The sequence below is a fragment of the Variovorax soli genome, assembly GCF_031454625.1.
GTDB classification, from domain to species: Bacteria; Pseudomonadota; Gammaproteobacteria; order Burkholderiales; family Burkholderiaceae_C; genus Variovorax; species Variovorax soli_A.
The window spans coordinates 23,527-47,364 of record NZ_JAVDRF010000013.1; the positions used below are offsets into that span (position 1 = coordinate 23,527).

The 23,838-nt window shown below is 65.2% G+C and carries 23 protein-coding genes; 19 read left to right on the plus strand and 4 right to left on the minus strand.

Annotation, left to right across the window (positions count from 1 at the left end):
- Positions 1-391: 391 nt before the first annotated feature.
- A complete protein-coding gene (locus J2739_RS23480; protein WP_309906179.1) occupies positions 392-3,331 on the minus strand; it encodes an Rne/Rng family ribonuclease in 2,940 nt (979 codons plus the stop codon).
- Positions 3,332-3,872: 541 nt separating this feature from the next.
- Between J2739_RS23480 and J2739_RS23485 the strand changes: the two genes are divergently transcribed.
- The 4 genes from J2739_RS23485 (at position 3,873) to J2739_RS23500 (ending at position 7,044) form a co-directional block, all read left to right on the plus strand.
- Positions 3,873-4,928 (plus strand): RluA family pseudouridine synthase, encoded by a 1,056-nt coding sequence (locus tag J2739_RS23485; protein WP_309906181.1) that lies wholly within the window; start codon positions 3,873-3,875, stop codon positions 4,926-4,928.
- Complete coding sequence (locus tag J2739_RS23490) at positions 4,921-5,589, plus strand: HAD-IIIA family hydrolase (protein ID WP_309906183.1); 669 nt, start codon at positions 4,921-4,923, stop codon at positions 5,587-5,589. Before J2739_RS23485 ends, J2739_RS23490 begins: the two co-directional genes overlap by 8 nt.
- A gap of 68 nt (positions 5,590-5,657) precedes the next feature.
- Entirely contained in the window at positions 5,658-6,023 is a 366-nt protein-coding gene (locus J2739_RS23495; protein ID WP_309906185.1) for a Rieske (2Fe-2S) protein, read from the plus strand.
- 1 nt (position 6,024) lies between these two features.
- A complete protein-coding gene (locus J2739_RS23500) occupies positions 6,025-7,044 on the plus strand; it encodes a S49 family peptidase (RefSeq protein WP_309906187.1) in 1,020 nt (339 codons plus the stop codon).
- On the opposite strand, the gene J2739_RS23505 is transcribed toward J2739_RS23500, so the two are convergent.
- The 3 genes from J2739_RS23505 to J2739_RS23515 are packed head-to-tail and all read right to left on the minus strand — an operon-like array spanning position 7,045 to position 9,538.
- The gene (locus tag J2739_RS23505) at positions 7,045-8,196 is read right to left on the minus strand and encodes an MFS transporter (RefSeq protein ID WP_309906189.1); all 1,152 of its coding nucleotides are present in this window, start codon (positions 8,194-8,196) and stop codon (positions 7,045-7,047) included.
- 2 nt (positions 8,197-8,198) lie between these two features.
- Positions 8,199-8,960: an SAM-dependent methyltransferase gene (locus tag J2739_RS23510; protein WP_309906191.1), complete on the minus strand. Its 762-nt coding sequence runs from the start codon at positions 8,958-8,960 to the stop codon at positions 8,199-8,201.
- Entirely contained in the window at positions 8,957-9,538 is a 582-nt protein-coding gene (locus J2739_RS23515) for a Maf family protein (RefSeq protein WP_309906193.1), read from the minus strand. The genes J2739_RS23510 and J2739_RS23515 overlap by 4 nt, the downstream gene beginning before the upstream one ends.
- Positions 9,539-9,576: 38 nt before the next feature.
- Here J2739_RS23515 and J2739_RS23520 point away from each other — a divergent pair, with 38 nt between their 5' ends.
- The 15 genes from J2739_RS23520 to lepB all read left to right on the plus strand — a co-directional run bounded on the left by J2739_RS23520 (position 9,577) and on the right by lepB (position 23,832).
- Positions 9,577-10,125: a YceD family protein gene (locus J2739_RS23520; RefSeq protein ID WP_309906195.1), complete on the plus strand. Its 549-nt coding sequence runs from the start codon at positions 9,577-9,579 to the stop codon at positions 10,123-10,125.
- Between the two features lie 162 nt (positions 10,126-10,287).
- Entirely contained in the window at positions 10,288-10,470 is a 183-nt protein-coding gene (rpmF, locus tag J2739_RS23525) for a 50S ribosomal protein L32 (protein WP_028248601.1), read from the plus strand.
- A gap of 62 nt (positions 10,471-10,532) precedes the next feature.
- A complete protein-coding gene (plsX, locus tag J2739_RS23530; protein ID WP_309906197.1) occupies positions 10,533-11,624 on the plus strand; it encodes a phosphate acyltransferase PlsX in 1,092 nt (363 codons plus the stop codon).
- On the plus strand, positions 11,624-12,601 hold the full coding sequence (locus J2739_RS23535; RefSeq protein ID WP_309906199.1) for a beta-ketoacyl-ACP synthase III: 978 nt from the start codon (positions 11,624-11,626) through the stop codon (positions 12,599-12,601). Before plsX ends, J2739_RS23535 begins: the two co-directional genes overlap by 1 nt.
- Positions 12,602-12,655: 54 nt before the next feature.
- Positions 12,656-13,609 (plus strand): ACP S-malonyltransferase, encoded by a 954-nt coding sequence (gene fabD, locus J2739_RS23540; protein ID WP_309906201.1) that lies wholly within the window; start codon positions 12,656-12,658, stop codon positions 13,607-13,609.
- 27 nt (positions 13,610-13,636) lie between these two features.
- The gene (gene fabG, locus J2739_RS23545; RefSeq protein WP_309906203.1) at positions 13,637-14,380 is read left to right on the plus strand and encodes a 3-oxoacyl-ACP reductase FabG; all 744 of its coding nucleotides are present in this window, start codon (positions 13,637-13,639) and stop codon (positions 14,378-14,380) included.
- 97 nt (positions 14,381-14,477) lie between these two features.
- A complete protein-coding gene (acpP, locus tag J2739_RS23550; RefSeq protein ID WP_007830471.1) occupies positions 14,478-14,717 on the plus strand; it encodes an acyl carrier protein in 240 nt (79 codons plus the stop codon).
- Positions 14,718-14,810: 93 nt separating this feature from the next.
- The gene (gene fabF, locus J2739_RS23555) at positions 14,811-16,055 is read left to right on the plus strand and encodes a beta-ketoacyl-ACP synthase II (RefSeq protein WP_309906205.1); all 1,245 of its coding nucleotides are present in this window, start codon (positions 14,811-14,813) and stop codon (positions 16,053-16,055) included.
- 13 nt (positions 16,056-16,068) lie between these two features.
- Positions 16,069-16,557: a hypothetical protein gene (locus J2739_RS23560; RefSeq protein WP_309906207.1), complete on the plus strand. Its 489-nt coding sequence runs from the start codon at positions 16,069-16,071 to the stop codon at positions 16,555-16,557.
- Positions 16,554-17,228, plus strand: coding sequence for an RNA polymerase sigma factor RpoE (gene rpoE, locus J2739_RS23565; RefSeq protein WP_309906209.1), 675 nt, complete (start codon positions 16,554-16,556; stop codon positions 17,226-17,228). Before J2739_RS23560 ends, rpoE begins: the two co-directional genes overlap by 4 nt.
- A gap of 13 nt (positions 17,229-17,241) precedes the next feature.
- Positions 17,242-17,889 (plus strand): sigma-E factor negative regulatory protein, encoded by a 648-nt coding sequence (locus J2739_RS23570; RefSeq protein WP_309906211.1) that lies wholly within the window; start codon positions 17,242-17,244, stop codon positions 17,887-17,889.
- Positions 17,890-17,912: 23 nt separating this feature from the next.
- Positions 17,913-18,983 carry a MucB/RseB C-terminal domain-containing protein gene (locus J2739_RS23575; RefSeq protein WP_309906213.1) on the plus strand — a complete coding sequence of 357 codons (1,071 nt, stop codon included), beginning with the start codon at positions 17,913-17,915 and terminating at the stop codon, positions 18,981-18,983.
- Between the two features lie 44 nt (positions 18,984-19,027).
- A complete protein-coding gene (locus J2739_RS23580) occupies positions 19,028-20,512 on the plus strand; it encodes a DegQ family serine endoprotease (protein WP_309906215.1) in 1,485 nt (494 codons plus the stop codon).
- A gap of 523 nt (positions 20,513-21,035) precedes the next feature.
- The gene (gene lepA, locus J2739_RS23585) at positions 21,036-22,847 is read left to right on the plus strand and encodes a translation elongation factor 4 (protein WP_309906217.1); all 1,812 of its coding nucleotides are present in this window, start codon (positions 21,036-21,038) and stop codon (positions 22,845-22,847) included.
- A 13-nt stretch (positions 22,848-22,860) separates the two neighbouring features.
- On the plus strand, positions 22,861-23,832 hold the full coding sequence (lepB, locus tag J2739_RS23590) for a signal peptidase I (protein WP_309906218.1): 972 nt from the start codon (positions 22,861-22,863) through the stop codon (positions 23,830-23,832).
- The last annotated feature ends 6 nt before the right edge of the window (positions 23,833-23,838 follow it).

Genomic DNA, 23,838 nt, shown 5'->3' on the forward strand with positions numbered 1-23,838 from the left:
AAGCCCCGCCTCTGACGAAAGCTTTCCCCGCTAGTTTGCTGCAGTGCAGCATCCATGGCTGAGTGTAATTCTTTTGTATGACAACATGTTAACGCGCGTTGACGTTTTCCTGTTGCTTACAAACGCCGGCTCCAAGTTTTCGTGACTTAGTTGTCGGTTTCATGCTGCTGCGGTGCAGCATGCATAGAGTATGCCGGCATGAGCCAGAAAGAATTACACCGACGCGCGTAGGACAACGCCTGCAAATGCATCCCCGGCAGGGTGGACCGCGCGCCCGAGCAGAAGCCCAACGCTCAAGCGTCAAAGCAAAAAGGCCGCGCCAAACACTGGCGCGGCCTTCGAGGCGCCCCGGCCGGTGCCGGGGGAAACCACGCCTCCTGCAAGTCCCTTGTCAGGAGGGGCGGACTTCGCGCGAAGGCTCCTCGAAAGGCAGCACCAGGTTGTCCAGGTCGCGACGCGTTTCAACCAGGATAAGCGGCCCTTCATCGAGCACGATGGCTGGGGGCCGTTCGCGCGGCACATGGACCGCCCGAGGTTCCGCCGCGATCGCTGCACGGACCTCGGCGACGCGCTCGGCGTTCGAGTTCACCCACTGCAGGCCGGAGCCTTCGGCCACCTGGGCGAGTTCGTCCAGCGGCAGTTCGTAGCCTTGTACCTTCGGCAGCGCGCGCGAGCGCGGCGCCGGGGCCTCGACGACGATGGGGGCAGCCGGAGTCGAGGGTCGCTCGGTGCGGGCCATGGGCAGCGCATCGACCTTGGCGGGTCCGTTGGCATCGGGCGCTCCGATCGGTGGGGCCGCCATGCTGGCCTCGGCATCTTCACGCGGCGCACGTTCGCGGCGGTCGCGGCCGTAGCGGTCACGCGAGCGCCCGCGGCGTTCGTCGTCCTCGCGGCGCGGTACGACCTCCCCGTTCACCGCATCCGCGGCGCTGTCCGCCGCCGGGGGCAGTTCCGCGCTGGCGATGGTCTCGGCCGCGCGTGGCGTCCCTTCCGCGCGGCGGTCGCGACGTCCTTCGCCGCGCTCGCCGCGAGGGGGGCGCTCCTCGCGCCCGCCGCGGGCTCCGCGCTCGGCATCTGACGGGCCTTCGTTGCCGGCCTCGCGCACGGCGTCGGCACCGCGTTCGCTGCGCTCGCGGCGCTCGCCGCGTCCGCGCGGCGCACGTTCGGCGGGAGCCACCACCTCGTCGTTCGCGGAGACAGTGGGTGCAAGCGCTTGTGCGTCGAGTTGGATCTCAGCGTCGGCCGGCGTCTGGCGAGGCTCGTTGTCGCGCCGCTCGCCACGGCCGCGGCGCTCGCCGTCGCGCGGTGCGCGCGCCTCGCGTGGCTCGCGCGGTTCGCGGATCTGTGCCTCATTGCGCGCTTCGCCGCGCGTCTCGCGTCCTTCGCGACGCTCGCCTTCACGGCGCTCGCCTGTACGTCCACCTCGGCGTTCGCCATCGCGGCCGCCCCTGCCCTCGCCACGTCCGCCACGGCGCTGTTCGCCGTCACGCGCCACGCGCCCTTCGCCATCGCGCCCGCCACGGCCTTCGCGGCGCGGCTTGGGTGCTTCGACAGGAATGACCACTGGTGCCGGCGCAGGCGCCGGCGTCGCGCCGAACAGGCGCTTGATCCAGCCGAAGAAGCCTGCGTCGGCCGGTTCCTCGACGGCAGCGGGCCGCGGCGCGACGGGCGCGGGCGTCGCCGCCGGCGGTTGCGCGGCTTCGGGCTTGGGTGCCACGACAGGCGCGGGTGCATCGGGCAGCACACCCTTGATCACCGGCGTCTGGCGGTTGGTGGGCTCCTGCGAGCGCCGCGTGACCGATGTCGGATCCTCGATCTCGTCGGCCATCTTGTAGCTGGCTTCGATGTGATCGAGGCGCGGATCGTCGTGCTTCAGGCGTTCCAGCTTGTAGTTGGGCGTCTCCAGCGTCTTGTTGGGCACCATCAGCACGGTAACGCGCTGCTTCAGCTCGATCTTGGCGATCTCGGGACGCTTTTCGTTGAGCAGGAAGGAAGCGACTTCGACCGGCACCTGCACGTGCACGGCGGCCGTGTTGTCCTTCATCGACTCTTCCTGAATGATGCGCAGGATCTGCAGCGCGCTCGATTCGGTATCGCGGATGTGGCCCGAGCCGCCGCAGCGGGGGCAAGGGATCGACGAGCCCTCGGAGAGGGCGGGCTTGAGGCGCTGGCGGCTCATTTCCATCAAGCCGAACTTGCTGATCGAGCCGAACTGCACGCGCGCGCGGTCCTGGCGCAGCGCGTCGCGCAAGCGGCTTTCGACTTCGCGGCGGTTCTTCGACTCGTCCATGTCGATGAAGTCGATGACGATCAAGCCGCCCAGGTCGCGCAGACGCATCTGGCGCGCCACTTCGTCGGCCGCTTCGAGGTTGGTGCGGGTGGCGGTCTCCTCGATGTCGCCGCCCTTGATGGCGCGGGCCGAATTCACGTCCACCGAAACCAGTGCTTCGGTATGGTCGATCACGATCGCGCCGCCGCTGGGCAGTTGTACCGTGCGGGCGTAGGCCGACTCGATCTGGTGCTCGATCTGGAATCGGCTGAACAACGCGGCATCATCGCGATAGCGCTTCACGCGAGAGGCATGTTCCGGCATCACGTGGGCCATGAACTGCTGTGCCTGGTCGTAGATGTCGTCGGTGTCGATCAGGATGTCGCCGATGTCGTGGTTGAAGTAGTCGCGGATCGCCCGGATCACCAGCGACGACTCCTGGTAGATCAGGAAGGCGCCCTTGCCGCCCTTGGCGGCGCCATCGATCGCGGCCCACAGCTTGAGCAGGTAGTTCAGGTCCCATTGCAGCTCGGGCGCCGAGCGGCCGATGCCGGCGGTGCGCGCGATGATGCTCATGCCCTTGGGGTACTCGAGCTGGTCCATCGCCTCCTTGAGTTCGGCGCGATCGTCGCCCTCGATGCGCCGGCTGACGCCACCGCCGCGCGGGTTGTTGGGCATCAGCACGACGTAGCGGCCGGCCAGCGAGATGAAGGTGGTCAGGGCCGCGCCCTTGTTGCCCCGCTCTTCCTTCTCGACCTGGACCACCAGTTCCTGGCCTTCCTTGATCGCGTCCTGGATGCGCGCCTGGCTGGCGGACACGCCCTCGGCGAAATATTGCTTGGAGATTTCCTTGAACGGGAGGAAGCCGTGCCGGTCCTCGCCGTAGTCCACGAAACAGGCTTCCAGCGACGGCTCGACGCGCGTGACGACGGCCTTGTAGATATTGCCTTTGCGCTGCTCGCGCCCTTCGATTTCGATCTCGTAGTCGAGGAGCTTCTGCCCGTCGACGATGGCCAGGCGGCGTTCTTCTGCCTGCGTGGCGTTGATCAGCATCCGCTTCATGATGCGTTTCCTTCTGTCGTTTCTGTCGTTCTCACCGGTCCATGACGGACCTCACGATGCACGGACGACGCTTCGCGAAACGAAGGAGGAATTGCCGCTTGACCCCGGCTGCCGGTCGGCGCGCGAGCGCGCGCGACCTGTGTTGAGCGTCAGCTCAAGTGCAGTAAGGGTGGGGGCGCGTGGATGGGCGCGAGCCCGATGTGATGTTGACTTGCCATGTTTTCGATGGCAGCTGGCGCGATGGAGACAGGCGCTACCGATGATCCAACGCCCGAAGGCGCTGGCATCAGCCAGCGCAGGCAAAGTTGAATCAGCAGCATCAACACAAGGGACTCGCTTCGATCCGCCGGCAGTTTGTCCACTGCCGGCTGGTATTCCGTATCGGTGTTTCGTGGGCGTCGGCTTGGCTTGAACATGGCGCCTGCCGCTTTGCACTTGTGCGCGTAGCCTGCAGATTCAACGCCCAAGCGGCATCGACCTCGCAGCGCTGCCGGCAGTGCTCTAAACTTCTGATTAATCAAGCACTTACAAGACCGCGCTGGTGAAAAACATTATAGGTGCGAAGCCAAGCCCCGCGGCGGCAGAAGTTCGCTTTCTGACGGTCGACGAGGAATTCGTGGGTCAAAGGCTCGACAACTTCCTGTTCAGAGAGCTCAAAGGCGTCCCCAAGACCCATGTCTACCGGATCATCCGGTCGGGCGAAGTGCGCATCAACAAGGGGCGTGCCCAGGCCGAAACCCGCCTGGAGGCGGGCGACGTGCTGCGTTTGCCGCCATTGCGGATGGCCGCGCGGCCGGAAGGCGCGGGCGGCCTGCCTGCCGCGCCGCCCCGCGAATTTCCCTTGCTGTACGAAGACGACGCCCTGCTCGCGCTCGACAAGCCTGCCGGCGTTGCCGTCCACGGCGGCAGTGGCGTGAGTTCCGGCGTGATCGAGCAATTGCGTACGGCGCGGCCCGCGGCGCGTTTTCTGGAACTCGTGCACCGGCTGGACCGCGAAACCTCGGGCATCCTGCTGGTCGCCAAGAAGCGCAGCGCGCTGACGGGCTTGCAGGACCAATTCCGGGAGCGCGAAACCGGCAAGACCTACCTTGCGCTGGTCGAGGGCGACTGGCCTGCCAATAAAAAGGTGCTCGACGCGCCGCTGGCGCGCTACCTGCTGCCGGGCAAGCCGGGTTCGTCGGAGCCCGGCGAGCGGCGCGTGCGCGTGGTCGCCAAGGATCACCCGGATGCCATGCGAGCGGTGACGTTGGTGAAGGTGCTGGCGCGCGTCTCGCTGCCCATCGAGCCGGGGGCCTTTTCCCTGCTCGGCGTGACGATCAAGACCGGCCGCACGCATCAGATCCGCGTCCACCTCGCCTCCGGCGGCCACGCCATTGCGGGCGACGACAAGTACGGCGACTTCGAGCGCAATCGTGCGCTGCAGAAGCTCGGCCTCAAGCGCATGTTCCTGCATGCCTGGCGCCTCCAGTTCACCCATCCAGCAAGCGGCGAGCGCATGGCGCTGCAGGCCGAACTGCCGCCCGAGCTGCGCGCCCTGATGCCGCAATCGGCGCTCGATGCGCTTGCAGTTCCCGCTCCTCTCCTTGCCCATGACTGACATGCGTCCACGCCGCTTCGACCTGATTGCCTTCGACTGGGATGGCACCCTCTATGACTCCACTCGGCTCATCGTGCGCTGCATCCAGGCGGCGGTGGTCGATGTCGGCGGTGCCAAGCCGAGCGAGAACGATGCAGCCTGGGTGATCGGCCTGGGCCTGTCCGAGGCGCTGGCCCGTGCCGCACCCGATGTGCCCCAAGAGAAATACGCGGAGCTCGGGGCTCGCTATCGCCACCACTATCTCAAGCACCAGGACGACATCGTGCTGTTCGATGGCGTCCTGCCGATGCTCGACGCCCTCCGTGTCCGTGGCCACAAGCTGGCCGTGGCCACCGGCAAATCGCGGCGCGGACTGAACGAGGCCCTCGCCACCGTCGCGCTGCGCGAGCGCTTCGACGCCTCGCGCACGGCGGACGAGACCTTCGGCAAGCCGCATCCGCGCATGCTGCTGGAGCTGATGGAAGAGATGGAGGTGCCTGCCGAGCGCACGTTGATGATCGGTGACACCACCCACGACCTGCAGCTCGCGATCAATGCCGGTTGCGCCAGGGTGGGCGTGAGCTACGGCGCGCACGAGCCAGAGACCTTCGACCCCCTGCAGCCGCTGTACGTGGCGCACTCCGTGTCCGGTCTGGCGCAATGGCTTCTCGAGAACGCATGAAAATCGCAGGCGCCAGCCACTCGGACGCTCGAAGGCGAATCCCGGAGCGGTCAGCGCGGAGGTGATGAATGAGCGAATGCATTCCCCTGTGCAATGCCGCCGATCTGGTCGAGGGCGGCCGTGCCGTGCCTTTCGATGTGGTGCTCGGCGGCCAGACCTGCCGGGCCTTCGCCGTCCGCTATGAAGGCCAGGTGCATGCCTACGTGAACCGTTGCAGCCATGTGGCGATGGAGCTGGACTTCCAGCCGGATCGCTTCTTCGACGACAGCGGCCGGTGGCTGCTGTGTGCGACCCATGGGGCGGTCTACAAGCCGGACACCGGCGAATGCGCCGGCGGTCCTTGCCGCGGGGGCCTCGTGAAGATCGCGCTGAGCGAACGGGACGGCGTGGTGCACTGGCATACTGCCTGGAACCTCCAACCCCTGGCCTTCTGACATGACCGACCCCCATCGAACGGAACCCGAGGGTTTCGAACCTTTCGAGCGCGCCACGCCGGCGCGCAGTTCCAGGAACGATCCGACCCAGCAACCCGGCTGGGAGCGCGCGACCCTCGAGAGGCTCGCCTTCGCCAGCCTGCGCGAGCAGCAGGCTGCGCGCCGCTGGAAGACTTTCGTCCGACTGAGCTGGCTGGCCTTCTTCATCTTCCTGGTCTGGTTCGTCGTATCGCGCGGTTCGCCGACCACGGCCAAGACCACGGCGCACACGGCCGTCGTCGAGATCAAGGGCGAGATCGCCAACGGTGCCGACGCCAGCGCGGAGTTCGTGGTGGCGGCGATGAAGACCGCCTTCGAGGACGAGGGGGCCAAGGGCATCGTTCTGCTGATCAATTCACCGGGCGGGAGCCCGGTGCAGGCCGGCATCATCAACGACGAGATCCGCCGCCTGCGCGCCAAGTACAACAAGCCGGTGTATGCGGTGGTCGAGGAGACCTGCGCCTCCGCGGCTTACTACATCGCCGCTGCGACAGACAAGGTCTTCGTCGACAAGGCGAGCATCGTCGGCAGCATCGGCGTGCTGATGGACGGCTTCGGCTTTACCGGACTCATGGAGAAGGTCGGCGTCGAGCGCAGGCTGCTCACGGCGGGCGAGAACAAGGGCTTTCTCGATCCCTTCAGTCCGATGAGCGATTCGCAGCGTGCGCATGCGCAGCAGATGCTCGATCAGATCCACGCGCAGTTCATCGACGTGGTCAAGAAAGGGCGGGGCGATCGGCTGAAGACCGGCACGCCGGGCCTGTTCAGCGGCCTGTTCTGGAGCGGCCAGCAGGCGGTGGACCTTGGCTTGGCCGATCAGCTCGGCAATGTGGACTTCGTTGCGCGCGAGGTTATCAAGGCCGAGGACGTCATTGATTACACGCGCCGCGAGAACGTGGCCGAGAAGCTGGCCAAGAAGTTCGGCGCGGCGCTCGGCGATGCCTCGGTACGGGCGATGCGCAGCGCCCCGGCGCTGCGCTGATCACGCCGGGTCCGCCCAGCGCGCCGACGCCGCGAGCCCCACGGCGAAGGTGACTACCACATAGAGCGCTGCGGTCAGGGAGCTGACCTCGGCGAGGAAGCCGATCACCGGAGGTCCGGCCATGAAGCCCAGGTAGGCCGCCGCCGAAACTGCGGCGATGCCACGTGCCGGCTCGACGCCCGGCACGCGCGCCGAGGCTGCGAACAGGATGGGCACCACGTTGGCGAAGCCGGCCCCGACGCCGGCGAACCCGGCCAGCGCCAGCCAGGGTGCATCGGTGAGCAAGACCAGCGTCATGGATGCCGCTGCCAGCAAGGCGCTGCCGCGCAGCAGCACGGCCGGTGCGAAGCGCGCCCGCAGCGCGTCGCCGCCGAAGCGCGTCGCCGCCATTGCGGCCGAGAAACTGGCGTAGGCGAGGGCGGCTTGCTGCTGGGGGCTGCCCAGCTCCTGTTTGAGGTAGAGCACGCTCCAATCGTAGATCGCGCCCTCGGCGATCAGGCCGAGTGCAGCGAGCACGCCAAGGATGACCAGTGCACCGCGGGGCAACCGGAAGCCTTCATTGCCGCCGGCGAAAGCAGTGGCGTCCTTGGGCAGCATCCATTGGGCGGAGAGCACGATCGCAAGGGCCATCGCCAACGCGACGAGCATCAGGTGCGACTGTGGTGCCACGCCGGCCGCCAGGGCGGCGCTCCCGGTCACCGCCCCGGCCATGCCGCCAAGGCTGAACATCCCATGCATCCCGCTCATGAGCGGGCGGCCGTTTCGCAACTCCAGTTCTGCGGCTTCCGTGTTGATGGCCACGTCGAATACGCTGGTGACGATGCCGAAGGCCGCAAGCAGGCCGAGCAGCGCCGCATAGCCCGGCATGACCATCAAGCCGGCCAGCAACAGTGCATAGACCGCACCGCAGAGGCTGGCGATCGCCCGCGCGCCGTGGCGTCCAATCCACCGGCTCGCCTGCGTCAGGCCCAGCAGGGCGCCTACGCCGGCCGCGAGCATGGCCATGCCGAGTTCTGCCTCGGTGACTCCGTAGTGCGCCTTCACGGTCGGGATATGCACGCCCCAGGTCGCGAAGATGAAGCCGGAGGCAAAGAACTGGACACGCGCGGCCCAGCGCATGCGGGCGGACGGCAGCACTGCATTGGCGGACACGGCTAGCGTCCGATCGCGAACACAGCGGGCATCCGCCCGTCGGCCGCCGGTGGCCTGGCGCGCCATGCCTTCACGGTTTCGCTGCGGATCTCGGCGCCCGCAAGCGTGAGTCCGCGAGCCACCGCCAACCGGGTGTTGTGTTGGAGGGTCTGCATCAGGGCCTGGAGCAGGGCTGCATTTCGGTACGGCGTCTCGATGAAGAGCTGGGTCTGGCCGGTGCGAAGCGCGAGCGATTCGAGCTCGCGGATGCGTTGCGTGCGCGCCTCGGCGTCTTGCGGGAGGTACCCGACGAATGCGAAATTCTGGCCGTTGAGTCCGCTTGCCGCGAGCGCAAGCAGCAGCGACACCGGCCCGGTGAGCGGCGTGACCGCGATGCCCAGCTCATGGGCGGCGCGCACCACGGAGGATCCGGGATCTGCAACCGCCGGCATGCCGGCCTCGCTGAGCAGTCCCATGTCGGTGCCGGCCAACGCCGCGGCCAGGAGTGGACGCGCATCGAACTGGCCCGCCTGGTGGTCGCCCTTCTTGTGGACCTCGCGGGGAAGTTCCTGGATCTGCTGCGCCTGCAGCGGCGCGGCCAGCGCCACCACGCCGTCAATGCGTTTGAGAAAAGCGCGGGCCGACTTTGCGTTCTCGCAGATCCAATGCGTCAGGCCTGCGGCGGTGTGCAGGGTGCCCAATGGCATCACTTCCTGGAGCGGGCCCTGCGTGTCGCATCCGAAATCCAGCGGGGCCGGAACCAGGTAGAGCTTGCCTCGGTTCACAGGAGATCGACTCCGGCTGCGCGCAACATGTTGGCCGTACGGATCAGCGGAAGACCCACGAGGGCCGTCGGATCGTCGCTGTCGATGGCGTCCAGCAGCGCGATGCCGAGGCCTTCGCTTTTGGCACTGCCCGCACAGTCGTAGGGCTGCTCCGCGCGCAGATAACTCTCAATGGCCGCATCGCTGTAGTTGCGGAACACCACGCGCACGGCGGCGAGCTCGCGCTGCGCGAAGCGCGTGGCTTGGCAGACCACGGCAACGGCGGTCTGGAACACGAGGGTCTGGCCGCGCATGCGCTGCAGCTGCGCGGTCGCACGGGCGTGGTCACCGGGCTTGCCGAGCGGTTCGCCGGCCAGGTCGGCCACTTGGTCGGAACCGATCACCACCGCTTCGGGAAAGCGGCGGGCCACTGCGATCGCCTTTTCGAGGGCCAGCCTTTCGGCCAAGGCGCGCGGCGACTCGCCCGCCAACGGTCTTTCGTCGACCTCGGGCGGCTGGACATCGAAGGACAGCCTCAAGCGGCCGAGGAGCTCGCGCCGGTAGCGGGAGGTCGAAGCAAGAATCACTGGGCGTTGCATGGCCCATGATTGTGCGTGAGCGGTTTAGACTGGTGCCAATGAGCAGAGAATTCACCCCCGGCAGGCTCGACGTGGTCCGCTTCGCCGAGGCGGCCGAAACGCTTTCTGGCGCCGAGCCCCTCCAGGCCTATGCACGGCTGAGTGCCGAGCTTGCTGAGCCGGCGCCCGATACGCCCGTGCAGTGGGAAGCCGTCGGCGCCGAGCACGAAGGGCGTGCCGGAACCCCGGTTCCGTGGCTCCATCTGATCGCGTCGGCCACGGTGCCGCTGGTCTGTCAACGCTGTATGACGCCGGTGAATGTGGAGTTGCAGGTCGATCGCTGGTTCCGATTCGTCGCCGATGAAGACACGGCAGCCGCCGAGGACGAAGAGTCCGAGGAGGACGTGCTGGTCGCCAGCCGCGAGTTCGACCTGCATGCTCTCGTCGAGGACGAGCTCCTGATGGAGATCCCTGTCACCCCACGGCATGAACATTGTCCGGAGCCCGTGAAGCTATCGGCGGCGGATCCCGACTTCGAAGCCGCCGGGGCTGCCCGCCCGAATCCCTTCGCCGTGCTCGGCACGCTGCGCTCGGACAAGCAGAAATAGGCCCGGACTTGCTGAACTGGCTTGAAGTGGCCGAATGGGGCTATAATCATGGGCTTCGCGCGCGCCGCCTTTCGCAGGTGCCGATGAACGGCAGGGGCCGTCAGGGTCCACTCCGGTCGAGCGCGTGCCCGCCCACTCACCCAAACATTTTCAGGAGCCAGCATGGCTGTCCAGCAAAACAAGAAGTCGCCGTCCAAGCGCGGCATGCATCGTTCCCACAACGCATTGGGCGTGCCGGGTATTGCTGTCGAGCCGACCACCGGCGAGACGCACCTGCGCCATCACATCAGCCCGAACGGCTTCTACCGCGGCCGCAAGGTGCTCAAGACCAAATCAGAAGCCTGATCTGCTGTTCCAAGGCTGAAGGCCCGAAGCTACTTTTGCCGTAGCGTCGGGCCTTTGTTTTGATGGCTACGCCTTCCGAATCTGCTATTTCCGCGCCCTCCGCAATCACCCTGGCCGTCGATTGCATGGGCGGAGACCATGGGCCGCGCATTACGCTTGCGGCCTGTCGGGCTTTCCTGGAACGCCACGCGGAGGCCTCGCTCCTCCTCGTGGGCGCCCCGGCTGCGATGGCCGGTTTTTCGCATCCGCGTGCCCAAGTCATTCCGGCCAGCGAAGTGGTCGGAATGGACGACCCGATCGAGGTCGCCCTGCGCAAGAAGAAGGACTCGTCGATGCGGGTTGCGATCCAGCAGGTGAAGGACGGCGCCGCACAGGCGGCGGTCTCCGCTGGCAACACCGGCGCCCTGATGGCGATCGCCCGCTATTTGCTCAAGACGCTTGACGGCATCGACCGGCCGGCAATCGCCCCCCAACTGCCCAACAGCAAGGGGGGCGCCACCACGGTGCTCGATCTGGGTGCCAATGTGGATTGCGACGCCGAGGACTTGCTGCAGTTCGCTGTGCTGGGCTCCGCACTGGTGTCTGCGCTGACGGGTAACGAATCGCCTTCGGTGGGTCTGCTCAATGTGGGCGAAGAGGCAATCAAGGGCAGCGAAACAATCAAGAAGGCGAGTCAACTGCTCCGCAAGGCAGCCAGCTCCGATGACTTGAACTTTTACGGCAACGTCGAGGGCAACGATATTTTCAAAGGCACGACCGACATCGTCGTCTGCGACGGGTTTGTCGGCAATGTCACGTTGAAGGCGACGGAAGGTGTTGCCTCGATGATCGTCGACTTCCTGCGCATCGAGTACTCCAGCAGCATTTTCAGCAAATTCGCAGCAATCGTCTCCTATCCGGTGCTAAAAGCGCTCAAGCGCAGGCTGGACCATCGGCGATACAACGGCGCTGCCCTGCTGGGCCTCCGTGGGCTGGTATTCAAGAGCCACGGCTCGGCTGACGATGTGGCTTTCGGCCACGCGCTCGATCGCGCTTATGATGCCGCTCGCAACAACCTGCTCGATCGCGTGCGGGCCCGCATCGCCCACGCCGCGCCCCTTCTTGCGCGGCAAGAGCCGGCGACGCCGGTCGACGCGGGGGCGCTCCACGTTTGATGACTCCTTTTTCCCGCATCACCGGCACCGGCAGTTACCTGCCGCCGCGTCGAGTGACCAATGAGGACCTCGCCCGCGATCTGGCAGTGCGGGGTATCGAGACCTCCGATCAATGGATCGTCGAGCGAACCGGTATTCGGGCCCGCCATTTCGCTGCACCCGAGGTGACCAGCAGCGATCTGGGGCTTCAGGCAGCCAGGCAGGCGCTCGAGGCCGCGGGCCGCACTGCCGGCGACATCGATCTCATCATCGTGGCGACTTCAACGCCGGACATGGTGTTCCCCTCATCGGCGGCCATCCTCCAGAACAAGCTGGGCATTGCCGGTTGTCCCGTCTTCGATGTGCAGGCCGTGTGCAGCGGCTTCGTCTATGCCCTGACCGTGGCGGACGCGATGATCCGCACGGGCAGCGCCAGGTGCGCCTTGGTCATCGGCGCGGAAGTGTTCTCACGCATCCTGGATTTCAACGACCGCACCACCTGCGTGCTGTTCGGCGATGGCGCTGGCGCAGTGGTCCTCGAGGCCAGCACCGAGCCCGGCATCCTCGCCAGCGATCTGCACGCGGACGGCAAGCACGTTGGCATCCTGTGCGTACCAGGTCATGTGTCGGGCGGCGATGTGCTGGGCACGCCGCTGCTCCACATGGATGGACAGGCCGTGTTCAAACTGGCCGTCCGCGTGCTGGAGGAGTCCGCGCGCGCCTGCTTGCAGAAGGCCGGAAAGACCGATGAGGACATTGACTGGCTGATCCCGCATCAGGCGAATATCCGAATCATGGAAGGCACGGCGCGCAAGCTGAAGCTGCCGCTCGACAAGCTGGTCGTGACCGTCAACGAACACGGCAACACATCTGCTGCGTCCATTCCCCTGGCATTGGATGAGGCGGTGCGCAGCGGCAAGGTGAAAAAGGGCGACACCGTCATGCTCGAAGGAGTAGGCGGTGGCTTCACCTGGGGCGCGGTGCTATTGACGATGTAGTGCGACGGCGCGCTGCCCGTGATCGGCGGCGGCGTGCGCAAAGGAAACCCAACCATGAAATCCTTCGCTTTCGTATTTCCGGGCCAGGGCTCGCAAGCAGTCGGCATGCTCGACGCTTGGGGCGATCACCCGGCGGTGGCCAGTACGCTGCGCGAAGCGTCGGACGCGCTGGACGAGGATGTCGCGCGCCTGATCCACGACGGTCCGAAAGAAGCGCTGGCCCTCACCACCAACACGCAACCCGTGATGCTGGTCGCCGGCATTGCTGCCTGGCGCGCCTGGCTGGCCGAGGGCGGAGCCAAGCCGGCGCTCGTCGCCGGCCATTCCCTCGGCGAGTACTCCGCGCTCGTCGCTTCGGGAGTGCTGACGCTGGCACAGGCGGCGCCCCTTGTGCGTTTTCGTGCCCAGGCGATGCAGCAGGCTGTGCCGGTGGGCGCGGGTGCGATGGCGGCGGTCCTGGGCATGGACGCGGAGAAGGTGAAGGCGGGCTGCGCCGAGGTGACGGCAGGCTTCGGCCCCGGCAGTGGCGAAGTCGTCGAGGCCGTGAACTTCAACGATCCGATGCAAACGGTCATCGCGGGCAGCAAGGCTGCGGTCGACAAGGCCTGTGAAGTGCTCAAGGCGCAGGGTGCCAAACGTGCGCTGCCTTTGGCCGTTTCGGCGCCCTTCCACTCCAGCCTGATGCGGCCCGCTGCCCAAGCCTTGCGTGAGCGCCTGGCGTCCGTGACCTTCGCGGCGCCGCAGATTCCGGTCCTCAACAACGTCGACGTTGCTGTGGAAACCGATGCCGATCGGATCCGCGATGCGTTGGTGCGCCAGGCGGCGGGGCCCGTGCGCTGGGTCGAAAGCGTGCTGGCCCTGAAGGCGCGCGGCGTGGAAGCCATCGTTGAATGCGGCCCGGGCAAGGTTCTCGCCGGGATGGCCAAGCGCATTGCGCCCGAACTCCTTACAGGGTCGGTGTATGACCCGGCAACGCGCGCGGAAACCCAGCAATTGCTCGGCGCCTGAGTGCCGCACCTCGAACATTCATCTTCTATGAACATTCCCAAATTCGAAGGCCAGGTTGCCCTGGTCACCGGCGCCTCGCGCGGCATCGGGGCGGCGATCGCGCTCGAGCTGGCACAACGCGGTCTTCAGGTCATCGGTACCGGCACCACCGAGGAGGGCGCCAACAGAATCACGGCCGCGCTTGGCGCGTATGGCGGAAGGGGCCTGGCGCTCGACGTGAACGACGGGCCGGCCGTTGAGGCATTGATCGATCAGATCGTCAAAGCGTACGGGGCGATCCACGTCCTGGTCAACAACGCGGGCATCACCCGCGACATGCTGGCCATGCGGCTCAAGGACGAGGACTGGGATGCGGTACTCGATACCAACCTCAAGGCCGTCTTTCGCCTGTCCCGCGCGGCGATCCGCCCCATGATGAAGCAGCGGTACGGCCGCATCATCAGCATCACCAGCGTCGTCGGTGCGTCGGGCAATGCCGGCCAGGCCAACTACGCCGCGGCGAAGGCTGGCGTCGCGGGCTTGACCCGCGCCCTGGCACGCGAGCTCGGCAGCCGCAACATCACGGTCAACTGCGTCGCGCCCGGCTTCATCGAAACCGACATGACGGCCAGCTTGCCGGAAGCCCAGCAGCAAGCGCTCCTGGCGCAGATCCCGCTCGGTCATCTCGGCAAGCCGGCCGACATCGCCCATGCCGTGGCCTACCTGGCATCGCCGCAGGCAGCCTATGTGACCGGCCAGGAATTGCATGTCAATGGCGGCATGCATATGTGAGATCAGCGCGCAATTCTCTTGCCCCCCATCCGGAGCCAGATGCCACAATCCGGCCGGCTAAAATCATTGATTACCTACAACCCTCAGAGGGAACCAAATGAGCGATATCGAAGCACGTGTCAAGAAAATCATTGCCGAGCAACTCGGCGTTGAAGAGTCCCAAGTCACCAACGAAAAGGCCTTTGTCGCCGATCTCGGTGCGGACTCGCTCGACACGGTCGAACTGGTGATGGCACTCGAAGACGAGTTTGGCATCGAGATCCCCGACGAAGACGCCGAGAAGATCACGACCGTCCAGAACGCTGTCGACTACGCCACCAAGAACCAAAAGGCCTGATATCGGCCACACTGGGTTCCCGCAACGGTTCGCGGCTGCCATGATGGCGCAAGCCGCCCCGCGGCCTCAGTGCCTCCAGAAAGGTTTGCCGGCATGACCAAACGCCGCGTCGTCGTGACCGGGCTCGGTTGCATTGCCCCTGTCGGAAACACTGTTGCCGAGTCTTGGGCCGATCTGCTCGCCGGAAAGTCGGGCATCGACACCGTCACCAGCTTCGATGCCGGTGCGCTCGCGTGCAGGTTCGCAGGCGAGGTGAAGGGTTTCGACATCACCCAGTACATCCCCGAGAAGGAAGCGCGCCATATGGACCGCTTCATCCATCTCGGCCTGGCTGCCGCAATGCAGGCGGTGAGGGACAGCGGCCTGCCGACCGGCGATGCCTTGCCCCAGGAAGACGCCGTTCGCATCGGCTGCAACATTGGCTCCGGCATCGGGGGACTCCCCATGATCGAGGCGACGCATGCCGAACTGACCAACAGGGGGCCGCGCCGCGTCTCCCCGTTCTTCGTGCCGGCTTCGATCATCAACATGATCTCCGGGCACGTGTCGATCAAGTACGGCTTCAAGGGGCCGAATATCGCCATCGTCACGGCGTGCACCACCGGCTTGCACGCTATCGGCATCTCCGCTCGCATGATCGAATACGGCGATGCCGATGTGATGATCGCGGGCGGCGCCGAGTCCACGGTCTCGCCGCTCGGCATCGGTGGCTTCGCCGCGGCGCGCGCCCTGTCCACCCGCAACGACGACCCGGCCACCGCCTCCCGCCCCTGGGACCGCGACCGGGACGGCTTCGTGCTGGGCGAAGGTGCTGGCGTGCTGGTGCTCGAGGAATACGAGCGAGCCAAGGCGCGCGGTGCCAAGATTTACGCCGAAGTCGCCGGCTTCGGCATGAGCGCCGATGCCTTCCACATGACGGCGCCGGATGTCGACGGCCCCTCTCGTTCAATGGTGGCGGCACTGAAGAATGCCGCCGTCAATCCCGACGAGGTCCAGTACCTGAACGCGCACGGCACCTCGACGCCCCTTGGCGATCTCAACGAAACCAACGCGATCAAAAAGGCCTTCGGCGCGCATGCCGGCAAGCTGGTGGTGAACTCGACCAAGTCGATGACAGGCCACCTGCTGGGCGGCGCAGGGGGCATCGAGTCGGTGTTCACGGTGCTGGCGATCCACCATCAGAAGAGCCCGCCGACGATCAACATCTTCAATCAGGATCCGGAGTGCGATCTCGATTACTGCGCCAATGAGGCGCGCGATCTCAAGATCGACGTCGCAGTCAAGAACAACTTCGGTTTCGGCGGCACAAACGGCACCCTGGTGTTCAAGCGCGCTTGAATTCCACGTATCCATGCACGGCGCCCCGTCGGTGAGCTATCCGGTGGGGCGCTCGCGCATCGCCGGCCGGCTTTTCCTCCTCTTTTGGCTCTGCGGCGCCTGTTGCGCGGCTGCTGCGTGGCTCCGGCTCGGCAGCAAGGCGGACTGGCGCTCCGGCCTGCTGGTGGTGAGCGTCCTCGGCGCGGGCGCTGCGGCCTGGGCGGGTTCGCAGCGCCGCGCTCGGCCCTCGGTCCTTAGTTTCGATGGCCTGCGCTGGTCGATCGGCGATGTTGCGGGCTTGCAGGCTGCCGATGCGAGCGTGGCGCTGGATGGCCAGTCGTGGCTGCTCGTACGCTTGGCGCTACCGCGACGCGCTGCCCGATGGGTCTGGCTGGAGCGGCGCGCCATGCCGGAGCGCTGGCAAGACTTGTGGTGTGCGGTATATTCGCGCCCCGTTCCGGCCAGCGAGGCCCCGACCGATGCCCGGTCCGCGCCCACCGGCGCGCAACATCCTCTGTCATGACCGCCTCTCCACCGCCCGTGCCGCCCGACACCGGCTTGACCGACGCACCCGTTGCTACGCCCAAGGCTGGAGAAATCGACTTCCAGCTGGTGCAGCGCACGGTCGCGGGCGACCAGAAGGCGTTCGAGCTCCTGGTCATCAAGTACCAGCGCCGGATCGAGCGGCTCATCGGCCGCATGGTGCGAGATGTCAACCTGGTGGAGGACATCGCGCAGGAGACCTTCATCCGCGCCTACCGTGCCCTGCACCAGTTCAGGGGCGAGGCGCAGTTCTACACCTGGCTCTACCGCATCGCCGTCAACACGGCCAAAAAGGCCCTGGTGGACATGAAGCGCGATCCGACCGTGACCGAGAGCACGCTGCGATCCTCTTCCGAGGACGATGATGAAACTTACCGCCCCGGAAACGAACCAACCAGCGACGAAACACCCGAATCCGTGATGGCGGCCAACGAAATCGCGGCCGCCGTCGAAGCGGCGATGGAAGCCCTGCCGGCGGAGCTGAGGCAGGCAGTCACGCTGCGTGAGATCGAAGGCATGAGCTACGAAGAAATCGCCGAGGTCATGAATTGTCCGATCGGCACCGTACGGTCGCGGATCTTCCGGGCGCGCGAAGCCATTTCGGCCAGGGTCAAACCGTTGCTGGACAACCAATCCGGCAAGCGTTGGTAAGCAGGTGAATGAGATGAAGCAATCAACCACTGTCCATGAGCAGGTTTCCGCACTCGCCGACGGGCATCTGCGGGACGACGAGTTCGCCCAAGTGATCGACAAGGTCTGCAACAACGATGAGTTGCGGGCCACCTGGCATGCCTACCATGTGGTCGGAGATGTCCTGCGTTCCGGCGTCCATACCGCGTGCAGCGACAGTTCGCGGTTCCTTTCGCGGCTCCAGCAGCGGCTGGCGGCCGAGCCTTCGGCACCGGTGCTCGCGCCGGATGTGTCGGTTGCGGTGCCCGCGCTGCGCCGTGCCGAGGCCGCCAACGAGCCGGTGTTCCGATGGAAGCTGGTGGCTGGTGCGGCATCGCTGGCAGCCGCGGCGGCCATCAGCTGGAACTGGGTCGGGGGAACTCCTCAGCCGGCTGCGCTATTGGCGCAGCAACAGCAACAACAGCAGGTCTCGGGCTCGGTGCTCGCCGCCAGTGGGCCATCGCCCCAGGCAGCGTCGGTGCTGACGCCCATGCGCGTCGTCGTGGGAAATGGCAATCCGCAAGTCATGTTGCGCGACCCGCGCTTGGACCAGTTGCTTGAAGCTCACCAGCAAGCGGGCGGCGCTTCCCAGATGCCTTCCGGCTTCCTGCGGAATGCGACCTTTGACGGCCCGTCCCGCTGATCGTTCGCTTCCAAACGTCCGCAATGACTGTATCGATGCCGATGTCCGCGCGTGGAGCCGTGGTCCTTGTTGCTGCGCTTTGCATGGCGCAGGCTGCGGTGGCCCAGAATCGAACGCCCACACCGTCCTCGAAGGGGTCGATCAGTGCTTCCGGCGGCGAGGCGCCGGCGTTGAGCGTGGTCGATTGGCTGCAGCGCATGCATGCCGCGTCCCGCCAGCGTTCCTATTCTGGAACCTTCGTCGTTTCGGCAGCAGGCGGGAACTTGTCGAGCGCCCGCATCTGGCACGTTTGCGAGGGTGACCTCCAGCTCGAGCGCGTCGAGGTGTTGTCCGGACCGCCGCGCTCGACTTTCAGACGCAACGATCATGTGATGACCTTCCTGCCCGAGACGAAGATCGTCAAGAGCGAGAAGCGCGAGAACCTCGAACTTTTTCCAAACCTGCTCGGTGCACCCGACACTGCCATCGGCGACTACTACGGTGCGCGCGTCGTCGGCAAGGATCGCGTCGCGGGCTTCGACGCCGACGTGGTGCAGCTGGAACCGCGCGACGGGCTTCGATTCGGATACCGCATCTGGAGCGAAAGGCGATCGGGCCTGGTGGTGAAATTGCAGACCTTGGATGGCGACAACCACGTGATCGAGCAGTCCGCCTTTTCAGAACTCCAGCTCGATGCGCCCGTCAAAGCGCAGGCGTTGGCGCAGATGATGAGCAGCACCGCGGGCTACAAGGTGGAGAAATCCGAGCTCGAGCGCACCACGCCTGTCAAGGAAGGTTGGGCCCTTCGCGCCCCGATCGCCGGCTTCAAGCCCGTCAGCTGCTACAAGCGCGTATTAGGCGGTGCTACGGCGAGCGGCGGGCCAGGGCATACGATGCAATGGATATTCTCGGACGGGCTGGCAACGGTTTCGCTTTTCTTGGAGCCTTACGACGTGCAACGCCAGCCCCGGGAAGTCCTGCTTTCGCTAGGCGCCACCTACACGCTCTCCCGGCTGCTGAAGGCCAAGGATGGCGATTGGTGGCTGACTGCTGTCGGCGAGGTTCCGCCGCAGACGCTCGATGCGTTCGCGCAAAGCCTTGTACGCACGCGCTGAACCGCCATATCGATTTTTGTACTTTTCTCCAACGAAGGAAGCCGATGATGTTCAGAACCGAGAGGAACAGGGTCCGCTCATTCCTCGTGGCCGGCGCATTCATGCTCGCCTCCGGCGCGGCGCTGCTGCCGGTCACGCCTGCCAGTGCGCAGACCCAAGCCCGTGTGCTGCCGGACTTTACGGATCTGGTGGATCAGGTCGGTCCGTCCGTGGTCAACATCCGCACGGTCGAGAAGGTGGCGGAGCGAGACGGCAGCGGTGAGATGGACGAGGAGATGCAGGAGTTTTTCCGACGCTTTTTCGGCCAGCCCTTGCCCAATATCCCGCGCCAAGGGCCGCGCCCGAACAGGCCCCAGGCGCCGCAGGAAGAAGCGCGCCCGCGGGGCGTGGGTTCCGGTTTCATCCTGACCCCGGACGGTTTCGTGATGACCAATGCCCACGTGGTCGACGGCGCGTCAGAAGTGTTGGTGACGCTGGTCGACAAGCGGGAATTCAAGGCCAAGATCGTCGGTGCCGACAAGCGCACCGATGTGGCGGTTGTGAAGATCGATGCGACCAACCTCCCTGCGGTCAAGGTGGGCGACATCTCCAAGCTACGCGTCGGCGAATGGGTGATGGCCATCGGCTCGCCCTTCGGCCTCGAAAATACCGTGACCGCCGGCATCGTCAGCGCGAAGCAGCGCGACACGGGCGACTACCTGCCCTTCATCCAGACCGACGTGGCCATCAATCCCGGCAACTCGGGCGGGCCGCTGATCAACATGCGCGGCGAGGTGGTGGGAATCAACAGCCAGATCTATTCGCGCTCGGGCGGTTTCATGGGGATCTCCTTTTCGATTCCCATCGACGAGGCGATTCGCGTAAGCGATCAGCTTCGCTCCAACGGCCGTGTCTCGCGCGGGCGGATCGGCGTGCAGATCGATCAAGTCACGAAGGACGTGGCCGAATCCCTCGGACTCGGCAAGGCGCAAGGGGCATTGGTCCGTGGGGTGGAGGCCGGCTCGCCGGGCGAGAAGGCTGGCATTGAGCCTGGCGACATCATCACCCGTTTCGATGGCAAGGCCATCGAGAAGCCCAGCGATCTACCGCGCCTCGTGGGCAATACCAAACCGGGCACCAAGAGCACCGTGACCGTGTTTCGTCGAGGAAATTCGCGCGACCTGAGCGTGGTGATCGCCGAGATCGAGCCTGACAAGCCGACTCGGACGTCAGAGCGCGAGGAGCAGCCGGCCAAGCCGTCGGCATCCGCCGCCGCCAAGTCGCTGGGCCTTGCCGTCAGCGACCTGACGGAGGCGCAGAAAAAAGAGCTCAAGCTGAAGGGCGGCGTGAAGATCGAATCCGCCACCGATGCCGCGACTCGGGCAGGCCTGCGGGAGGGGGACATCGTGCTGGCCATCAATAACTCGGAAGTGGCCAATGCCAAAGAGTTCGAGTCCGCCCTGGTGAAGGCTGACAAGAACAAGCCCGTGAGCGTGCTTTTCCGTCGGGGCGAATGGGCCCAGTACGCCTTGATCCGCCCCTCACGCTGAATCGGCGTTCAACGTCAAGTGGCCCCATCCTGCAGTCGGGTTTGGGGCTTTTTTTCGCTCGGTTTTTGGTGTTCCCGCAACCCGTTGTGAAAAAACTTTTGGCACTTCAGAGGACGAAAATAAGTTTGTAATCACTAACTTTGCGGGTCGCTAACGACCATTTTCGGTAGAATAGGTTCCGCTCGGGTCCTCGCCACTGCATAAGCGGCCGAGCCCTCTCCACCATGCGAGATTCCAGAGTGCCGTCCACCGCTGCTCCACAGATCGCCCACAAGTTGTTAAGGAACTGGTCCACCGACCCTGTTGATAAGTTGTTTACAAGTGCCATGTTGCTGACCTGCAACGACCGATCCCAGACCCCGGCCTCGCTGTACGCGCCCCCCTTTTTGCCTACAATGAAGTTCCAACTACTGCAGTTGCCATTGCTTGTTGGTTCAGGGCGCGTCTCTTGGGGACGCGCCCTTTTTTCTTGCCGGTCGCCTGCTGCGCACGAGCCAATTCAAGTACTTAAGCGTTCCCGTTGATGAATCACATCAGAAATTTCTCGATCATTGCGCACATCGATCATGGCAAGTCGACGCTCGCAGACCGTTTGATCCAGCGCTGCGGAGGTCTCGCGGAGCGCGACATGGAAGCGCAGGTCCTCGACTCGATGGACATCGAGAAGGAGCGTGGGATAACCATCAAGGCGCAGACCGCGGCACTGCACTACAAGGCACACGATGGGCAGGTCTACAACCTCAATCTGATCGACACGCCAGGTCATGTCGACTTCTCTTATGAAGTGAGTCGCTCGCTCTCCGCATGTGAAGGCGCACTGCTCGTCGTCGATGCGAGCCAGGGCGTCGAAGCGCAGACGGTCGCCAACTGCTACACCGCGCTTGATCTCGGCGTCGAGGTCGTGCCGGTGCTCAACAAGATGGACCTGCCGCAGGCGGACCCCGAGAACGCGAAGGCCGAGATCGAGGACGTGATCGGCATCGATGCCGGCGACGCAATCCCTTGCTCCGCGAAGACCGGCATGGGCATCGACGAAATTCTCGAGGCCATCGTGGCCAAAGTGCCGCCGCCGCGCGGCAATCCGGACGCGGCATTGCGCGCAATGATCATCGACAGCTGGTTCGACGCTTATGTCGGCGTGGTGATGCTGGTGCGCGTGGTCGACGGCCGGCTGGCGAAGGGCGACCGGATCAAGATGATGGCCTCGGGCGCGAGCTACAACGCTGACAGTCTTGGCGTCTTCACCCCGGCAACCGAAACCCGCCAGTCGCTCGAGGCAGGGGAGGTCGGCTTCATCATTGCCGGCATCAAGGAACTGCAGGCAGCGAAGGTGGGCGACACGGTCACGCAGATCAAGACCGGCACCGGCGGCGCTGCCGCCACGGCCACCGAGGCCTTGCCCGGCTTCAAGGAGATCCAGCCGCAGGTGTTCGCCGGCCTCTACCCGACCGAGGCGAGCGAGTACGACTCGCTTCGCGACGCGCTGGAAAAGCTCAAGCTCAACGATTCATCGCTGCATTACGAACCGGAGGTGTCCCAGGCGTTGGGCTTCGGCTTCCGCTGCGGCTTCCTGGGCCTGCTGCACATGGAGATCGTGCAGGAGCGCCTGGAACGCGAGTTCGACCAGGACCTGATCACCACAGCGCCCAGCGTGGTCTACCAGGTCGTGAAGAACGACGGCGAAGTGATCATGGTCGAGAACCCCTCCAAGATGCCCGACGTCGGCCGCATGGCGGAGATCCGCGAGCCGATCGTCACCGTTCATCTCTACATGCCGCAGGAGTACGTGGGCTCGGTCATGACCCTGGCCAACCAGAAGCGCGGCGTGCAAATGAACATGGCCTACCACGGCCGGCAGGTCATGCTGACCTACGAGATGCCGCTCGGCGAAATCGTGCTGGACTTCTTCGACAAGCTGAAGTCGGTCAGCCGCGGCTATGCCTCGATGGACTACGAGTTCAAGGAATACCGGGCATCAGACGTCGTGAAGGTCGACATCCTGCTCAATGGCGAAAAGGTCGATGCGCTCTCGATCATCGTGCACCGCAGCCAGAGCCAGTTCCGCGGCCGGGCCGTCGTTTCCAAGATGCGCGAGATCATCAGCCGCCAGATGTACGACGTTGCGATCCAGGCCGCCATCGGGGCCAACATCATTGCGCGTGAGACAATCAAGGCCCTGCGCAAGAACGTGCTCGCCAAGTGCTACGGCGGCGACATCACCCGCAAGCGCAAGCTGCTCGAAAAGCAGAAAGCGGGCAAGAAAAGAATGAAGCAGATCGGCTCGGTCGAGGTCCCGCAAGAGGCCTTTCTCGCCATCCTGCAGGTCGAAGACTAAGAACACGGCATCGATGGCATTTCTCACCTCCCTGATCCTTGCGGCTTTCGTCGGTTATATCGGTGCTTGGTACTTCGGCGCGGTCGAAGGCAATTTCGCCCTGCTGCTGTTTCTTGCGACGGTCGTCACTGGCCTGTACTGGCTGGCGGAGCGCTTCTACTTCCTGCCGCGCCGCCGAAAGGCGGCCGAGGCGCTGGAAGGCTCCCTGACCCGGCGGCGCGAAGAACTGGCCCGCCAGGGCATCACCCAGGTCGACACCACGGACCCGAAGGCGCACGAGCGCCTGCTCATGCAGCCCTGGTGGCTGGACTGGACCGCGGGCCTGTTTCCCGTGATCCTGGCCGTGTTCCTGCTTCGCTCCTTCCTGGTCGAGCCCTTCAAAATTCCCTCGGGCTCGATGATGCCCACGCTGCTGACGGGCGACCTGATCCTGGTCAACAAGTTCACCTATGGCCTGCGCCTGCCCGTCATCAACACCAAGATCACCGAGGGCACCCCGCCGGCCCGCGGCGACGTGATGGTGTTCCGCTATCCGCCCAAGCCCAGCATGGACTACATCAAGCGCGTGATCGGCGTGCCTGGCGATGAAGTCGCGTACCTCAACAAGAAGCTCACCATCAATGGCCAGCCGGTCAGCAAGCAGCCGGTGCCGGATTATTTCGACGAGGAGGCGATGCGCTACCTCAAGCAGTATTCCGAGGACCTGGGCGGCAAGCATCACATGCTCCTCAACGACGAGGGCCGCCGTGCCGGCCTGTCGGAGGCCGAGATCATGGCGTTCCCGAACCAGGAAAATTGCCGCTACAGTGTCGAGGGCGTTGTGTGCAAGGTGCCGCCCGGCCACTACTTCATGATGGGCGACAACCGCGACAACTCGCTCGATTCGCGCTACTGGGGCTTCGTGCCGGACAAGAACATCGTGGGCAAGGCCTTCTTCATCTGGATGAATTTCGGCGACCTCAAGCGCATCGGCGGATTCCAATAATCGAGG

Excerpts from the sequence above, each read along its gene's own strand:
- lepB (WP_309906218.1), top strand. The coding sequence starts at position 22,861 with ATGGCATTTCTCACCTCCCTGATCCTTGCGGCTTTCGTCGGTTATATC.
- J2739_RS23520 (WP_309906195.1), top strand. The coding sequence starts at position 9,577 with ATGAGCAGAGAATTCACCCCCGGCAGGCTCGACGTGGTCCGCTTCGCC.
- J2739_RS23495 (WP_309906185.1), top strand. The coding sequence starts at position 5,658 with ATGAGCGAATGCATTCCCCTGTGCAATGCCGCCGATCTGGTCGAGGGC.
- J2739_RS23575 (WP_309906213.1), top strand. The coding sequence starts at position 17,913 with ATGACTGTATCGATGCCGATGTCCGCGCGTGGAGCCGTGGTCCTTGTT.
- J2739_RS23490 (WP_309906183.1), top strand. The coding sequence starts at position 4,921 with ATGACTGACATGCGTCCACGCCGCTTCGACCTGATTGCCTTCGACTGG.
- lepA (WP_309906217.1), top strand. The coding sequence starts at position 21,036 with ATGAATCACATCAGAAATTTCTCGATCATTGCGCACATCGATCATGGC.
- fabG (WP_309906203.1), top strand. The coding sequence starts at position 13,637 with ATGAACATTCCCAAATTCGAAGGCCAGGTTGCCCTGGTCACCGGCGCC.
- fabF (WP_309906205.1), top strand. The coding sequence starts at position 14,811 with ATGACCAAACGCCGCGTCGTCGTGACCGGGCTCGGTTGCATTGCCCCT.
- rpoE (WP_309906209.1), top strand. The coding sequence starts at position 16,554 with ATGACCGCCTCTCCACCGCCCGTGCCGCCCGACACCGGCTTGACCGAC.
- J2739_RS23570 (WP_309906211.1), top strand. The coding sequence starts at position 17,242 with ATGAAGCAATCAACCACTGTCCATGAGCAGGTTTCCGCACTCGCCGAC.
- fabD (WP_309906201.1), top strand. The coding sequence starts at position 12,656 with ATGAAATCCTTCGCTTTCGTATTTCCGGGCCAGGGCTCGCAAGCAGTC.
- J2739_RS23580 (WP_309906215.1), top strand. The coding sequence starts at position 19,028 with ATGATGTTCAGAACCGAGAGGAACAGGGTCCGCTCATTCCTCGTGGCC.
- J2739_RS23560 (WP_309906207.1), top strand. The coding sequence starts at position 16,069 with ATGCACGGCGCCCCGTCGGTGAGCTATCCGGTGGGGCGCTCGCGCATC.
- J2739_RS23500 (WP_309906187.1), top strand. The coding sequence starts at position 6,025 with ATGACCGACCCCCATCGAACGGAACCCGAGGGTTTCGAACCTTTCGAG.
- J2739_RS23535 (WP_309906199.1), top strand. The coding sequence starts at position 11,624 with ATGACTCCTTTTTCCCGCATCACCGGCACCGGCAGTTACCTGCCGCCG.
- acpP (WP_007830471.1), top strand. The coding sequence starts at position 14,478 with ATGAGCGATATCGAAGCACGTGTCAAGAAAATCATTGCCGAGCAACTC.
- J2739_RS23480 (WP_309906179.1), bottom strand. The coding sequence starts at position 3,331 with ATGAAGCGGATGCTGATCAACGCCACGCAGGCAGAAGAACGCCGCCTG.
- plsX (WP_309906197.1), top strand. The coding sequence starts at position 10,533 with ATGGCTACGCCTTCCGAATCTGCTATTTCCGCGCCCTCCGCAATCACC.
- J2739_RS23515 (WP_309906193.1), bottom strand. The coding sequence starts at position 9,538 with ATGCAACGCCCAGTGATTCTTGCTTCGACCTCCCGCTACCGGCGCGAG.
- rpmF (WP_028248601.1), top strand. The coding sequence starts at position 10,288 with ATGGCTGTCCAGCAAAACAAGAAGTCGCCGTCCAAGCGCGGCATGCAT.